This window comes from Serratia quinivorans (genome assembly GCF_052113645.1).
Taxonomy (GTDB): domain Bacteria; phylum Pseudomonadota; class Gammaproteobacteria; order Enterobacterales; family Enterobacteriaceae; genus Serratia; species Serratia quinivorans_B.
Window position 1 is genome coordinate 117,311 of sequence record NZ_JBIEIU010000011.1, and the last position, 15,142, is coordinate 132,452.

The following is a 15,142-nucleotide window of genomic DNA, read 5'->3' on the forward strand; positions in this document are numbered from 1 at the left end:
GGCAGGCTGAAAACAGGCAAAAAAAAAGCCAGCACCCGAGCTGGCTAAGTAATACTTGGAAGCAATGTGAGCAATGTCGTGCCTTCGCAGCGAGGGTATCAAAGGTTGATACTCTCTCCGGAACGCATCGCAATAATAATCATTATCATTCGCACCTGTAAAGCGTTTTTTTTACCCATCCGTAATAATATTGACTCGACACGATAAACCGATAAATTCAGAGGTTATTCAACCGGTAAGCCAAAGGAGCAGCGTAATGAGTGAAATCGTAGTTCGTCACGTGGAAACGGCAGATGCACAGGCCCTGCATCAACTTTATTCTCAGCCACAGGCTTACCGTGACACGCTACATCTCCCGCTACCCTCAGTCGAGTTATGGCACAAGCGCCTTGCCAATCCAGAGCCGGGCAACCACAGCCTGGTGGCCTGCATCGACGGGCAGATCGTCGGCCAGATGGGCGTGATATTGAACCAACGCGTGCGCCGCCGCCATGTGGCGACCTTCGGCATTGGCGTCGATTCGCGCTACCACGGTAAAGGCGTCGGCAGCAGCCTGATGAAGGCGATGATTGACCTTTGCGATAACTGGGCGGGCATCGAGCGCATCGAACTGACGGTGTTTACCGATAATCAGGCGGCCATCGCGCTGTACCGCAAGTTCGGCTTTGAAATTGAAGGCACCAGCCGCGCTTATGCCATGCGCGACGGCGTGCTGGTAGATTCTTATCATATGGCGCGCTTTCGCAGCGAACAGCAGAAAAACCAGCATCATGAGTGAGATAAAAAGTGGATCAGGGGCGGCAAACCGCCCCTTCACCGTCAGCCGTCGCACCTTCGTGCAAACGCTGGCCTGCGTCACGGGTGCTATCGGCATCCTCTCTCCCACCACCTTCCTGGGGGCTGCAATGCCAACCTCTCCTGCCGTACGAACCGGCGCCCGTAACCTGATTACCGACGTACCCGGCCTGAAAGTCGGGGTCGCCCAAGACAGCCGGGTGCGTACCGGCACCACGGTGATCCTGCCGGATCGCCCGGCGATCGCCGCAGTCGATGTGCGCGGCGGCGGCCCGGCAACCCGCGAAACCGATGCGCTGGGGGAAGATAACCTGGTGCAAACTCTGGATGCGCTGGTGCTGAGCGGCGGCTCGGTGTATGGCCTGGCGGCGGCAGATGGCGTGGCGGCCTGGCTGGGGCAACAGGGCCGAGGCTATGCCCTGCGTCCGGCACCGGGCGTGCCGGTCTCGCCGATCGTACCCACCGCCTGCCTGTACGATTTAAGCAACGCCGGCGACAAAAATTGGCAGCTCGACCCGCCCTATCGCCAATTGGGAATAGAAGCCGCCAGCAAGGTGGGCCACGACTTCCCGCTAGGCACCGTGGGTGCCGGTTATGGCGCCATGACCGGCATGGGCAAGCTGAAAGGCGGCCTGGGTTCGGCGTCGATCGTGGCGACCCATGGTGCTACCGTCGGCGCACTGGTGGCGGTCAACAGCCTGGGGTCGGTCGTCGCCCCCGGCACCCGCGCCTTTTGGGCGACGCCTTATGAAATCAACGGCGAGTTTGGCAACGGGGGAGCAGCGGCACTGGCGCAACTGCACGGCCAGGGCGAGGACTGGATGCCCGAAGAACCGACAGGCGGCAGGAAAAACACCACTCTGGCCTGTATCGCCACCGATCTGGCGTTGACCCGGGTGGAATTGAAACGCGTGGCCATGATGGCTCAGGACGGCATGGCGCGCGCTATCCGCCCGCTGCACAGCCCGTTCGACGGCGATGTGGTGTTTGCCTTATCCACCGGGCTGCGCGAGGTGGAGGGCAGCCGAGAGCTGGCGGTATTGCAGATTGGCGCACTGGCGGCGGACACCCTGGCACGAGCCATCGCCCGGGGCGTCTATGCGGCGACCCCATGGCCCGGCGGACAGGTAACCACCTGGAAAACCCTCGCCTGACGCCGCCAATAAAAAAGGGGCGCATTGATTGCTCAAGCGCCCCTTGCCGATCGCCTGCGGATTAAATGCCTGCGGTCTCTTTAATATAACGGCGCGCCTTCACCGCATACTCAAACGGGTTGGCCAACGCCGGATCCTGCTCGGCTTCCACCACCATCCAACCTTGGTAACCGCGTTCATCCAGCAGTTTAAATACCGGACGGAAGTCAATGACCCCATCGCCCGGCACGGTGAAGGTGCCTTTCTTCACGCCATCGAGGAAGCTCAGCTTGTGGGCCTTCACCTCAGCCACCACCTCGTCGCGCACGTCTTTCAGGTGTACATGATTGATGCGCGGCAAGTATTTTTCCAGTATTGCCATCATCGCCTGCTGGCTGCCTTCAGAGTAGTAAGCATGGCCGGTATCAAACAGCAGGTAGACGTCGTCGTTCACCATGCTCATGTAGCGGTCGATCTCTGCAGTGGTCTGGATGCCGGTACCCATATGGTGATGCAGACAGACCTGCATCCCCTTAGCGGCGGCAATCTTCGCCAATTCATTGTAGCCATCGGCCACCCGCTGCCACTCTTCGTCGCTGAAATACGGCTTCTCTTCGAACACCCCTTTGGTGGTGCCCTGAATGCTTTTGCTCTGCTCGGAGCAGCCAATCACTTTGGCGCCCATCGCATGCAGGAAATTCATATGGTTAATAAATTCATCGATGGTTTTTTCTTTCTGACCATCGGCGAAGAAGGTGCTGAACCAGGCGTTGCAGATTTGAATGCCGCGGATATCCAGCATCGGCTTGAGCACCGCCGGATCGCGCGGATACTTGCTGCCCACTTCGCTGCCGGTGAACCCGGCCAGCGCCATTTCACTGACGCACTGTTGGAAAGTGTTCTCTTTGCCCAGGTCAGGCATATCGTCATTGGTCCAGCCAATCGGGGCGATGGCCAGTTTTACATTGTCTTTATTCATTTTCAGCCTCAATCATAGGGGCTGCGCGCCGCTGATATCACACCCGCGCAGCCGAGGAATTTATTTGCCCAACAGCTCTTTTTCGATGCGCTCGCGGGTCGCCACCGCCTGGGTCTTCATTCTTTCCGGATAACCAAACAGCGAGGTGCAGATAATCGATTCGCCACCGACCTTAAAGTTGCGGTTGGCAAACTCCATATCGCGCAGCGTCTGGAACAGGGTATCGAAATCCACCTCTCCTTCGCCGATGCCCATATGCTGGTGCACGGCGGCGTCTACACCCGGTGGGTTGACGATATAGCGACAGTGTTTGGTGTGATTCATGGTGTCGGCGATCAACACGTGCGAAAGATCGTCACCGGCATATTTCAGCATGCCGGCCACGTCGCCCTGGCCTTTGTCGTAGTAGAAGGTGTGCGGCACGCTGTAGAGATACTTAACGTGATCGCTGCGCAGCGACTTGACGATATCGGCAGTTTCGTTGCTCAATTCGCAGAAATCCCACGGGTGTGACTGGATCTCCATGCGGATGCCTTCACGCTCGATAATCGGCAACAGCTCTTCCATTGAGCGATACCACAACTCCTCGCAGATCTCCGGCTCATTAGGGTTGCCCGCCAGCTCGGTGTTAATCACCTGTACGCCCATTTCCACCGCGATTTCGATCATCCGACGCCAGTTTTTGACCGCCGCCTGGCGGCGATCCTCACCCGGGCCGGACCAGCGGTACACCACGATAAACGAGGAAATTTCCACGCCGGTGGCCTTCAGCGCATTTTTGTATTCCGCCATCACTTCGCGCCCGGCTTTCGGGTGCTTGTAGAACGGATTGATCTGCGGGTGCGGTGACTGCTCAATATACTGATAACCCCAGTCTGCCACCTGCTGAACCATCTTGGTGATGCCCAGGTCCCTGATGACATCCACATCAAAAGCGATCTTCATGGTGATTCCTCTTTAAACGTGAGTGCGGCGCTCAGCCCATTACTTGCCGTAAAACGCCGGACGCGGCGGCAGGGTCACCGGCACAATCTCGCCGCTGAGCTGCGCAGCCACGCAGGCATCGGCAGTGACGGAAGCCGCATAGCCGTCCCAGGCGGAAGGCCCGGTCAACTTGCCGGCCAACACGTCATTGATAAAGCCTTGCAGCTCAACGTCATAAGCATCGATAAAGCGGTCTTTCCAGTCGGTCAGAATTTCGGTAGAGAGTTTGGCGCCGCTGCGCATCTGTACCGAAGACGGCTCCGGCAGCTTGGCTATGCCGGTCTCGCCCACCACTTCACACTGGATGTCATAGCCGTACTGGCAGTTAACGAAAATTTCGACATCGATGCGCGTGCCTTTGGCCGTTTCGAACAGCACAATCTGCGGATCTTTCAGGTGCGGGAACGCCTTGGGGCTTTTGCGCGGGAACACGACCTGTACCGAGACATAATCATCGTCCAGCAGCCAGCGCAGCACGTCGATCTCGTGGATCAGGGTGTCGGTGATCGCCATGTCCGTGGTGTAAGCTTCGCCGACGGTTGGGTTGCGGTGCGCACAGTGCAGCATCAGTGGTTCGCCGATCTGTCCGCTGGTCAGTACCTGCTTCAACGCACGGTAGCCCTGATCGTAAGGGCGCATAAAGCCCACCTGCACCAGGCGCTTGCCGTGTTTTGCTTCGGCCTCGACGATGTTTTTACAACCCTGAGCGGTGACCGCCAGCGGTTTTTCACAGAATACCGGCTTACCGGCGGCAATCGCGGCCAGCACGAACTCTTCGTGGCTCGGGCCCCAGGAGGTCACCAGCACCGCCTGCACGTCTGCCGCCTTGACCAGATCGTGGCCATTGTCATACACCTTGGCGTCCAGCTTCAGGTCGCTCACTACCTTGGCGGCGCTGTCACGGTTGATGTCGTTGACCGCCACGACGCGGCTGCCCTGCAACACTTTGCTGCAGCGGCGAATGTGATCCCGACCGATTGCGCCGGTGCCAATAACCCCAATGTTCAATGTCATTTTCGTTATCCTCTTCAATATAGTTGCGGCAGACGCAAGGTCTGGGTATTCAAGCCAGGTCGTTATTAGTAGTCGCGGGCCTTGTCGATGTTTTCCTGCAGCTTGCGGGCCACCGCGACAATTTTTTCACTGTCGGCGACCTGGGCACCGCCCACGCGCCACCAGCTGAGATATTTGTGCACCATGGTTTTTGGCAGCACTTTGATGTCCAGCAGGGTCGACACGGTTTGCAGACGGGCATCGGCCAGCGCTTCAATCAGTTGCTGTTCGGTGGTCACGCTGTAGGTCTTGCAGCCATAAGCCGCAGCCAGCATGGCGAAGTTGACCGGTACCAGCTTGCCGTCGAGTTTGCCGCCCTGCGGGTTGCGGAAACGGAACTCGGTGGTGTAGCTGTCCATGCCGTGTTCCATTTGCAGGTTGTTGATACAGCCATTGGTCATATTGTCGAGCAGCACCACGTTGATTTTGCAGCCCTCCTGGATTGTGGTCACCAGTTCGGAGTGCAACATCATAAAGGCGCCGTCACCGACCATGACGTAGACCTCACGCTGCGGCTCGGCCAGTTTGACCCCCAGCGCGGCATTGACCTCGTAACCCATGCAGGAATAGCCATATTCCACGTGATAACCCTGTTCGCCGTGGTTGTGCCACACACGCTGCAGGTCGCCCGGCAGGCTACCGGCGGCGGCGACGATCACGCTGTCCTGCGGCAGGTGCTCATTCAACACGCCCAGCACCCGGCTTTGGGTCAGGAAGGAGTCGGTCTGTTCAATAAATTCGGCGAATACGCTGTCGCGATCGAGGTGGTCGTCAATTTCCGGCACAAAGCCTTCGCCGGTATATTCCACCGCATAAACGCGGGCCGTTTCCTTTTGCTGCGCGCTGCGCGCATCAAAAATGGCATCGCCCCAGCCGGCGCGGTAATCAGCCTGCGTCAACAACGCGCTCAGGGCGGACAACGCTTCACGGGCATCGGCCAACACCTGCACGCCGTCGAGTTTGCCGGCATCAAAGGCACTAACGTTGATATTGAGGAAATCGACGTCCGGGTTCTGGAACAGCCATTTTGACGAGGTAGTAAAGTCGGTGTAGCGCGTCCCCACGCCAATCACCAGATCGGCCTGTCGGGCCAGCGTATTCGCTGCCAGGCAGCCGGTTTCACCGATGCCACCCAGGTTAAATTCATGGCTGCTCGGCACCGTGCCTTTACCCGCCTGGGTTTCGGCAAAGGGGATATGGAAACGTTCGGCGAAGTCACGCAGCGCCTGACCTGCCTGCGAATATTTTACCCCGCCGCCGCACACCAGCAGTGGGCGACGTTTGGCAGTCAGCAGCGCCAGCGCATCCGCCAGCATGCCTTCGGTCGCCGGTCGGCGATCGAGCCGATGCACACGTTTCTGGAAGAAATAGTCCGGATAGTCATAGGCTTCGCCCTGCACGTCCTGCGGCAAGCACAGCGTCACCGCGCCGGTTTCCGCCGGATCGGTCAACACACGCATCGCGTTGATGCAGGCGCTCATTAACTGTTCCGGCCGCACAATGCGGTCCCAATATTTGCTCACCGCGCGAAAGGCGTCATTGGTGCTGATGCTGAGATCGTAAGTTTGCTCAATCTGCTGCAACACCGGGTCCGGCTGGCGTGAGGCGTAAACATCGCCCGGCAGCAGTAATAAAGGAATGCGGTTGGCGGTGGCGGTCGCAGCGGCGGTGATCATGTTGGCGGCACCGGGGCCGACGGAAGAGGTACAGGCGTAGATCTGCTGACGCAGCTTCTGCTTGGCGAAGCCGGTCGCCGCATGAGCCATGCCCTGCTCGTTACGCCCCTGATGCACCACCAGCTCGCCGCTGTCCTGTTCCAGCGCCTGCCCCAGACCGAGAACGTTGCCGTGGCCGAAAATCGCAAAGATGCCTTTGACGAATTTGGTTTCCACGCCGTCGACCAACAGATACTGGTTGTCGAGGAACCTGACGAGTGCCTGTGCCATGGTTAACCGGATCTTGCCCATTTACTCACCCTTTTAGATTAGTCTCGCCGCGCCGGCACTGACCGCATGCCGAACCTGAGAAGCTGTGTGATACTCGTTGCCGGCAAGCGTATTGCTGCGCTTAAGGCGACAACGTGAAACGTGTTGCGATTATAAACAAATATATTTTTCATAAAATCACATTACAGAAGAAACATTTCATTTTGCGATAAAGATCGCATAATGATGAAAACCCTGTTTCATCCATGCCTTTAGAATTCACTGACTTAGCCGGCCTTTCTTTCCCTGGCGCCACCGGTCTGGCGCGTCCAAATTCGCCGTAACCCTTGGTATCAGCAGCCTGTGACACCCGGCATCCCCCTGCCGACAACCGCGGTTTTCCGGTCAGGCCGGGCGCGGTTTGCAGCGCCTTCGACCGTGGTCATCGCGCGGTTTTAAATGCATCACATTTTTGGGGTGTAAATTTCATTCAATCTTGAAATTGAAATTTTTATTCCTCATACTCCAAAACATACTTCGCAGTCGGAGTTTGGCTTAAACAGAAGGAAACGGGTTATGGCTACACAAGAAAAACAGCTTGATGTCATTTGTCTCGGGCGTATCGCCGTCGATTTCTATGCACAACAGATCGGCGCGCGTCTGGAAGATGCCAGCACATTCTCAAAATATCTCGGCGGCTCTTCCGGCAACGTGGCCTACGGCACGGCCATTCAGGGTCTGAAGTCCGGCATGCTGGCCCGCGTCGGCGACGAGCATATGGGCCGATTCCTGCGCGAAGAACTGCAACGCGTCGGTGCCGACACCCAGAGCCTGATCACCGACTCCCAGCGCCTGACCGGCCTGGTGATCCTCGGCATCAAGGATCAGGAAACCTTCCCGCTGATTTTCTACCGTGACAATTGCGCCGACATGGCGCTGACGCCGGACGATATCGACGAGTCCTACATTGCCTCGTCACGTGCGCTGGCCATTACCGGCACGCATCTGTCGCACCCGAATACCCGCGCCGCCGTGTTAAAGGCGCTGGAATACGCCCGCCGTCATGGCTTGCGCACCGCGTTGGATATCGACTACCGGCCGGTACTCTGGGGGCTGACGTCACTGGGCGACGGTGAAACCCGCTTTGTCGAGTCAGAAAAAGTGACTCGCGAACTGCAAGAAGTGCTGCATCACTTTGATCTGATCGTCGGCACCGAAGAAGAATTTCATATTGCCGGCGGCAGTACCGATACCCTGACCGCACTGAAAAACGTTCGGAAAGTGACGCAGGCCACGCTGGTGTGTAAACGTGGCGCACAAGGCTGCTCGGTATTCGAAGGCGAGATTGCTACCGACTGGCAGCAGGTCAAACTGCATTCCGGTGTGCGGGTGGAGGTGCTCAATGTGCTGGGTGCCGGCGATGCCTTTATGTCAGGCCTGCTGCGCGGCTATCTGAACGATGAAGGTTGGGATCAGGCCTGTCGCTATGCCAATGCCTGCGGCGCGCTGGTCGTTTCACGCCACGGTTGTGCGCCGGCGATGCCGACCAAACAAGAACTGGATGACTACTTACAGCGTGAACAGGAAGTGAAACGCCCGGACCGCGATGCACGGCTTAACCACCTGCACCGGGTCACAACCCGTAAACAGCAGTGGCCGGAACTGTGCGTGTTCGCCTTCGACCACCGCAAACAGTTGGCGGAGATGGCGCGAGAAGCCAACGTCAGCGAGGAACGCATTCCCAAACTGAAAACCCTGCTGCTGACGGCGGCACAGCAGGCCGCCGAGGTTGCCGGGCTGCGGGGCAACAGCGGCATTCTGGCCGATACCACCTATGGCCAGACAGCGCTGAACAGCATCACCGGCCAGGGCTGGTGGATCGGTCGACCGATCGAGCTGCCCAGCTCACGCCCATTGCGGCTGGAGCACGGCAATATCGGTTCGCAACTGATCGACTGGCCGCAGGAGCACGTGGTGAAATGCCTGGTGTTTTACCACCCGCATGACGCCGCCGAGCTGCGCCGCGAGCAGGATGAACTGATTAGCGACGTGTATCGCGGCTGCTGCAAGTCCGGCCACGAACTGCTGCTGGAAGTGATCCTGCCGGAAAGCAATCCCGACAGGAGTGAAAGCTACTATCTGGAGATGTTGCAGCACTTTTATCAGCTGGGCATCAAACCGGACTGGTGGAAATTGCCGCCGCTGAGCGCAGAGAACTGGCAGCAGGTCGGCGCGTTGATCGAGGCTAACGATCCGTTCTGCCGCGGCGTATTGATTCTGGGGCTGGATTCCCCGGAGGAAACGCTGAAGGCCGGTTTCGCCGCCGCTGCCGATGCCCGCTGGGTGAAAGGCTTTGCCGTCGGTCGCACCATCTTCGGCCAGCCTTCTCGCCGCTGGCTGCAGGGCGAGCTGGATGACGCCGCGTTAATCGAGCAGGTGAAACAAAAATACCTGACGCTGATTGATTTCTGGCGTCAATATCGCCCAACCACACCTTCGCATTAATCGTCAAAATCGCCCCTTAAACGGATTTTCGCCGCTTTAAGGGGATTTTTTTGCCTATTTTCTGTGAAGTAACGCAACTTGCGATCGAATAAATCGCTTTTTGATGAAATGAAATGTCCAATCCGTCTGTTAGAATAACCTGTCAATAATTCAGGCGTCAGGCGGATATGCCTTAGCCCACACTGCGAGCAGAATGGATGAACAACCCAACTCAACTTTCGCTGTTACAAGACGAGATACGCCACCGTTATGAAACGCTGAGCAAGCGTTTGAAACAGGTCGCGCGTTACATTTTGGATAACAGTAACAGCATTGCTTTCGATACCGTCGCCTCCATCGCCGCACAGGCCAGCGTCCCGCCTTCGACCCTGATCCGCTTCGCCAGCGCCTTTGGTTTCAGCGGCTTCAACGAAATGAAACAGGTTTTTCGCCAGCATCTGATGGAGGAAACGGTCAACTATACCGAACGGGCGCGCCTGTTCCGCCAGACCTCCACCGACGATAATGTCGCCCCGGAAAAACCGGCTGAAATCCTTAACGTTTTCACCATGGTCAACGCCCAGGCGCTGCAACAGTTGGCGATGCAAACCAGCCCTGAGCAGTTGGACCGGGCGGTTGAGATGCTGAATAACGCCGAAAATATCTACGTGATTGGCCTGCGTCGCTCTTTCAGCGTCGCCTCTTACCTCACCTACGCATTGCGCCACCTGGAACGCCGGGCCTTTCTGATCGACGGGCTGGGCGGCATGTTTACCGAACAGTTAAGCATGGTGAAACCGAACGACGTGGTGATCGCCATCAGTTATTCGCCGTATGCGCAGGAAGCATTGGAATTGGTGGAGTTCGGTGCCAAGCGCGGCGCGCAGCAGATCGCCATTACCGACAGCCAGGTCAGCCCGCTGGCCGCGTTCAGCGACGTTTGCTTTGTGGTGCGTGAAGCGCAGGTAGACGGTTTCCGCTCCCAGGTCGCCTCATTGTGTCTGGCGCAAACCCTGGCGGTCTCGCTGGCGCTGAATAACGCCAAAGAAGAGTAACGAAGAATTACCCTTTCCCTTGAGAAAGGGTAGGCATAGTGGCGTGAAATCCCCTCACCCCGACCCTCTCCCGCTGGAGAGGGTGACGCTCATCTTGGCAACGTCGTAAATATGCAATTATTTAGCTGCGGGATAACCGTCGGTGTTGATCCAGGCGTGGTCTTTTTCCCAGGTGAATTTCCACAGCCGCACCGGCCCGGCCATCACGTTGAGATAGTAGTTGTCGTAACCGGCCAACGTCGCCACTGGGTGGTAGCCGCGCGGCACCTTAACCACATCGCGGTTATACACCGGCATGCATTCGTCCAGCGAACGATCGTCGGTATACACCCGCTGCATGCAAAAGCCTTGTTCCGGTTGGATCCGGTGATAGTAGGTCTCTTCCAGATAGGTTTCATCCGGCGAGTCTTCCTGATCATGCTTGTGGCTGGGGTACGAGCTGGTATTGCCCTCATCCGTGTACACTTCCACCACCAACAGGCTGTCGGCAGGTTCGCTGTCCGGCAGAATATTGTGCACCAGACGCTGGTTGCGCCCTTTGCCGCGCCGCTCTACGCCCACGTCCGCCGGAGTGATCAGCCGTGATGGCAGATGCCCGTTGCCCGGTGCACTGCAAACTGCCAATTCCAGCGCGCTTTCCGCACGGACTTCAATTCGATCGTGATGCGGCACGTACACCGCGTAAGGCGGGGTGCGCTCAAACGGGCTCATGCGTTTGCCGATGCTCGGGTATTCCGCACGCAGGGTCGCGACGGAAGCGATACCGGCGACCAGCACCAGGCACAGCTCTTTATCGCCGCTTTCCAACTGCAGCGACTGACCGGCTTCCAGGCGATAGACGTCAAACCCGACAAAACGCCAGTCGGCATTCTCTGGGGTGACGTGCTGGATGCGGCCCTGGCCATCCGGATGCTGACACTTGGCAAGTAATGAAGACATCATGACTCTCCCAATGAAGTATGAATAGACCCCAAATAATTGGCGTTGCATCACGACGGCAAGAGCCGTCCTCCCCAGTGACCTAATTTAGTGACTGGGGAACCGATACAGATGCCGCTTCAAATATGAAGGGTATATGCATATACCCTATGGATTTCAAGTTGCAGCTAGGCGCCCAGCTCATTCATCCTCCGGAGCTTACTTAAGTAAGTGACTGAGGTGAATTAGTGCAGGTAACAACGCTGCGGCTTGAAAGACCACGGGTATACCCTAACCCAGCGTCGGCATACTGTATTCCGACACCGTCTGCTGCCCGGTTGGCCAGCGGGCGGTGGCGGTTTTCATGCGGGTGTAGAAACGCACGCCGTCGGTGCCGTGAACGTTCAATGCACCGAATACCGAGCGCTTCCAACCGCCGAAGCTGTGAAACGCCATAGGGACGGGCACCGGGACGTTGACCCCCACCATACCGGCCTGCACTTCCTGCACGAACTGGCGCGCATAGTGGCCGTTACTGGTGAAGATGGCGCTGCCGTTGCCAAACTCATGGCCGTTCACCGTGTCGATAGCGGTCTGATAATCCGGGACGCGGACAATGCCCAACACCGGCCCGAAGATCTCTTCGCGATAGATACGCATGTTCGGCGTGACGTGGTCAAACAGGGTGCCGCCAACGTAGTAACCGTCCGGGTAGCCCGACACCTGATAGTTGCGGCCATCGGCCACCAGGGTGGCACCTTCTTCCACACCCAAATCGATATAACCCAAAACTTTCTTCTGGTGCGCCGAGGAAACCAGCGGCCCCATTTCGTTTTCTTCGCCACCCTGTTGAATGCCTGGCCCCACGCGCAGTTGGGCGATCAGGGGTTTCAGTCTGGCGATCAGTTTATCGGCGGTGTCGTCACCGACTACTACCGCTACCGGCAGCGCCATGCAACGTTCGCCGGCAGAGCCGAATGCACCGCCCATCAGGGCATTGACCGTGGCGTCCAGATCGGCGTCCGGCATGATGATGGCCTGGTTTTTCGCCGCGCCGAAGGCCTGCACCCGCTTGCCGTGGGCGCTGGCAGTAGTATAGATATGTTCCGCCACCGCGGACGAACCCACAAAGCTCACCGCCTGAATGTGCGGATCGGTGCACAACTGAGCGGCTTCTTCGTTAGCGCAGTGCACGACGTTGAATACGCCGTCCGGCAGACCGGCTTCTTTCAGTAATTCCGCCATCCGTACCGAGGCCGAAGGCACCAGTGCCGGTGGCTTGAGCACAAAGGTATTGCCGCAGGCCAGGGCGATAGGGAACATCCACATCGGCACCATCGCCGGGAAGTTGAAAGGGGTGATGCCCGCGACCACGCCCAGTGGCTGCATCAGCGAGAAGCTGTCAACGCCGCTGCCGACGTCCGCCGAATACTCGCCCTTGATCAAATGCGGAATGCCGCAGGCAAACTCGACCACTTCGATCCCGCGGGTCAGTTCGCCCAACGCATCGGAATAAACCTTGCCGTGCTCACTGACAATCAGCGCCGCCAGCTCGTCGCGATGCTGCTCCAGCAGCGCCTTAAAATTAAACATGATGCGCGCCCGGCGCAGCGGTGTGGTGCGCGACCAGTCGGCAAATGCCTGGTGGGCCACATCAATGGCCTGCTTCACCTCGGCGGCGGTGCTTTGTGTCACGCGGCGCTCAACCTGCCCGGAGGCGGGGTTATGCACGTCGACGGTTTGATTACTGCTGCTCAGGCACACCTGCCCGCCAATAAAGTTACCCACGGTTTTCATGTCTCACCCTCTTTTAAGTCCGCTGTCGCCTGACCGCCTGCAGCACTGCCGCACGCCGTGGCGTTTTCATCACACCGCTTGCCGGTGACTTCCCACAAGCAGGCTAAATCCTGACCGTATGAAGCAAACTCTATTTCATTGAAAAAAAAGTTTCAAATAAATTATTTTAGAAAATTTGTTTTTAGTGCGGAAGGTCGCAGTTTTACCGCGACATTATGCAAGGCCGTTGCATGGCGGGAAAAAAGCGGTCATTGAGCTCGCCCGCCCGCAGCCGGGAATTACCCCTGACTTTTATACAGAAATAGGCTGTCCGTCGGGAAAAGCGATCCGGCCCGATGCGAAGGGATCGCCGGGTAACGCTTGTTGGGCGTTTGCGGTTTTTTTTGAACTGGATCTAAAAATCAATATTTCATTATTCACTAATTATGAAATAAATGTTCTTGTTTACCGACGCATTAACTCGACTATCACCGCCTTAATGACAGGCACGGTCCACACCCTTCCGCCTCCTCTTCCCTACACAACCTACTGCGCGGGTGGAAGCCAGGATAAAAATCGGAGCAACATATGTCATATCAGCGTAAGCATAATACCGGGTACATATTGCGAATATGCGGCATAGCAGCACTCGGCGGCATTCTGTTCGGTTACGACACCGCCGTGATCTCCGGCGCGATCGATGCCCTGAAAACCTATTTTGACCTCAGCCCGATCGAAACCGGCTGGGCGGTTTCCAACGTGGTGATTGGCTGTGTGGCCGGCGCATTTGGTGCCGGTCCTCTGGCAGCGCGCTACGGCCGCAAGAAAGCCCTGATGCTGGCAGCGGTGCTGTTCACCATCTCGGCGGTCGGTGCCGCCCTGGCTGATACCTTCACCTGGTTTGTGATTTATCGCATCATTGGCGGCTTGGCGGTGGGCATCGCCGCTACCGTTTCACCGATGTACATGTCGGAAGTCTCGCCGAAAGACATGCGTGGCCGAGCCCTCAGCATGCAACAATTCGCCATCGTGTTCGGCCAAATCGTGATCTTCTACGTTAACTTCAAAATTGCCAGCATCGCCAGTGAAGCCTGGCTGGTAGAAATGGGCTGGCGCTGGATGATAGGGTCGGAAGTCATCCCCTGCATGTTGTTCCTGATATTGGTGTTCATCATCCCGGAATCGCCGCGCTGGAGCGTCATGGTCGGCCGCGACGATCAGGCGCTGGCGATGCTGACCAAAGTGTCCAATGCCGAACATGCGAAAAAAGTGCTGCAGGAAATCAAAGACTCGCTGCGTCAGGACCAACAAAAAACCCAACAAAAGCTGAATTACGGCGACGTGCGGGTGCGCTTCATTCTGTTCGTCGGCTGCATGATCGCCATGCTGCAGCAGGTCACCGGGGTTAACGTGATGATGTATTACGCGCCGATGGTGCTGAAAACCGTCACCGAAAACGCCCAGGAAGCGCTGTTCCAAACCATCTGGATCGGCGTGCTGCAATTGGTTGGCTCAGTGATCGGCGCCATGCTGATGGATCGCATGGGACGCATCCCACTGATGCGCTATGGCACTCTTGGTGCCGTGGCCGGGTTGCTGATTACCTCTTACGCGCTCTATACCCAAGCCACCGGCTACTTCGCGCTGTTTGGCATGATGTTCTTTATGGTGTTCTATGCGCTGTCCTGGGGTGTGGGCGCCTGGGTGCTGGTGTCAGAAATCTTCCCCAACCGCATGCGCGCACAGGGCATGAGCATCGCCGTCGGCTGTATGTGGCTGGCCAACTTTGTCGTGTCGCAGACCTTCCCGATGATCAACGACAACCCTTACCTGTTCTCCAGTTTCCACGGTGCCTTCCCGATGTGGGTCTTCGCCGCCTGCTGCCTGTTCAGTTACTGGTTTATCGGCCGCTATATTCCTGAAACCAAAGGGGTGTCGCTGGAAAAAATGGAAGATGTGGTGATGGCAAAACGCTATCGCCAACCTCAACCCGAAACACAACGCACGCCGCTGTAAACCCGGCAAATATCAGCTTTTCTC

General features: G+C 57.5%; 11 protein-coding genes. 5 read left to right on the top strand and 6 right to left on the bottom strand.

Translation table 11 applies throughout. From position 1 onward, the window contains the following. The first annotated feature begins 256 nt into the window (after positions 1-256). Together ACGS9J_RS19495 and ACGS9J_RS19500 are read left to right on the top strand one after the other, a co-directional pair. On the top strand, positions 257-778 hold the full coding sequence (locus ACGS9J_RS19495; protein ID WP_442232433.1) for a GNAT family N-acetyltransferase: 522 nt from the start codon (positions 257-259) through the stop codon (positions 776-778). After that, positions 771-1,949 (top strand): P1 family peptidase, encoded by a 1,179-nt coding sequence (locus tag ACGS9J_RS19500; RefSeq protein ID WP_442232434.1) that lies wholly within the window; start codon positions 771-773, stop codon positions 1,947-1,949. The genes ACGS9J_RS19495 and ACGS9J_RS19500 overlap by 8 nt, the downstream gene beginning before the upstream one ends. A gap of 61 nt (positions 1,950-2,010) precedes the next feature. Here the strand turns inward: ACGS9J_RS19500 and iolE are convergent, their stop codons facing one another. The 4 genes from iolE to iolD form a co-directional block, all read right to left on the bottom strand. Next, a complete protein-coding gene (iolE, locus tag ACGS9J_RS19505; RefSeq protein ID WP_442232435.1) occupies positions 2,011-2,907 on the bottom strand; it encodes a myo-inosose-2 dehydratase in 897 nt (298 codons plus the stop codon). A gap of 60 nt (positions 2,908-2,967) precedes the next feature. After that, complete coding sequence (locus ACGS9J_RS19510; protein WP_135318397.1) at positions 2,968-3,852, bottom strand: sugar phosphate isomerase/epimerase family protein; 885 nt, start codon at positions 3,850-3,852, stop codon at positions 2,968-2,970. A 39-nt stretch (positions 3,853-3,891) separates the two neighbouring features. Continuing rightward, positions 3,892-4,905, bottom strand: coding sequence for a Gfo/Idh/MocA family protein (locus tag ACGS9J_RS19515; RefSeq protein WP_442232436.1), 1,014 nt, complete (start codon positions 4,903-4,905; stop codon positions 3,892-3,894). A 65-nt stretch (positions 4,906-4,970) separates the two neighbouring features. Continuing rightward, entirely contained in the window at positions 4,971-6,911 is a 1,941-nt protein-coding gene (gene iolD, locus ACGS9J_RS19520) for a 3D-(3,5/4)-trihydroxycyclohexane-1,2-dione acylhydrolase (decyclizing) (RefSeq protein ID WP_442232437.1), read from the bottom strand. A gap of 534 nt (positions 6,912-7,445) precedes the next feature. Here iolD and ACGS9J_RS19525 point away from each other — a divergent pair. Both ACGS9J_RS19525 and ACGS9J_RS19530 read left to right on the top strand, forming a co-directional pair. Continuing rightward, the gene (locus ACGS9J_RS19525) at positions 7,446-9,374 is read left to right on the top strand and encodes a bifunctional 5-dehydro-2-deoxygluconokinase/5-dehydro-2-deoxyphosphogluconate aldolase (protein WP_442232438.1); all 1,929 of its coding nucleotides are present in this window, start codon (positions 7,446-7,448) and stop codon (positions 9,372-9,374) included. A gap of 197 nt (positions 9,375-9,571) precedes the next feature. After that, entirely contained in the window at positions 9,572-10,408 is an 837-nt protein-coding gene (locus ACGS9J_RS19530) for a MurR/RpiR family transcriptional regulator (protein ID WP_442232439.1), read from the top strand. Between the two features lie 117 nt (positions 10,409-10,525). Here ACGS9J_RS19530 and iolB read toward each other — a convergent pair whose 3' ends face one another. Together iolB and ACGS9J_RS19540 are read right to left on the bottom strand one after the other, a co-directional pair. Then, positions 10,526-11,347, bottom strand: a complete 822-nt coding sequence (gene iolB, locus ACGS9J_RS19535; RefSeq protein ID WP_442232525.1) for a 5-deoxy-glucuronate isomerase — start codon at positions 11,345-11,347, stop codon at positions 10,526-10,528. 270 nt (positions 11,348-11,617) lie between these two features. Next, a complete protein-coding gene (locus tag ACGS9J_RS19540; protein ID WP_442232440.1) occupies positions 11,618-13,123 on the bottom strand; it encodes a CoA-acylating methylmalonate-semialdehyde dehydrogenase in 1,506 nt (501 codons plus the stop codon). A gap of 567 nt (positions 13,124-13,690) precedes the next feature. On the opposite strand from ACGS9J_RS19540, the gene ACGS9J_RS19545 reads away from it, so the two are divergent. Then, entirely contained in the window at positions 13,691-15,118 is a 1,428-nt protein-coding gene (locus tag ACGS9J_RS19545) for a sugar porter family MFS transporter (RefSeq protein ID WP_442232441.1), read from the top strand. Positions 15,119-15,142: the final 24 nt, after the last annotated feature.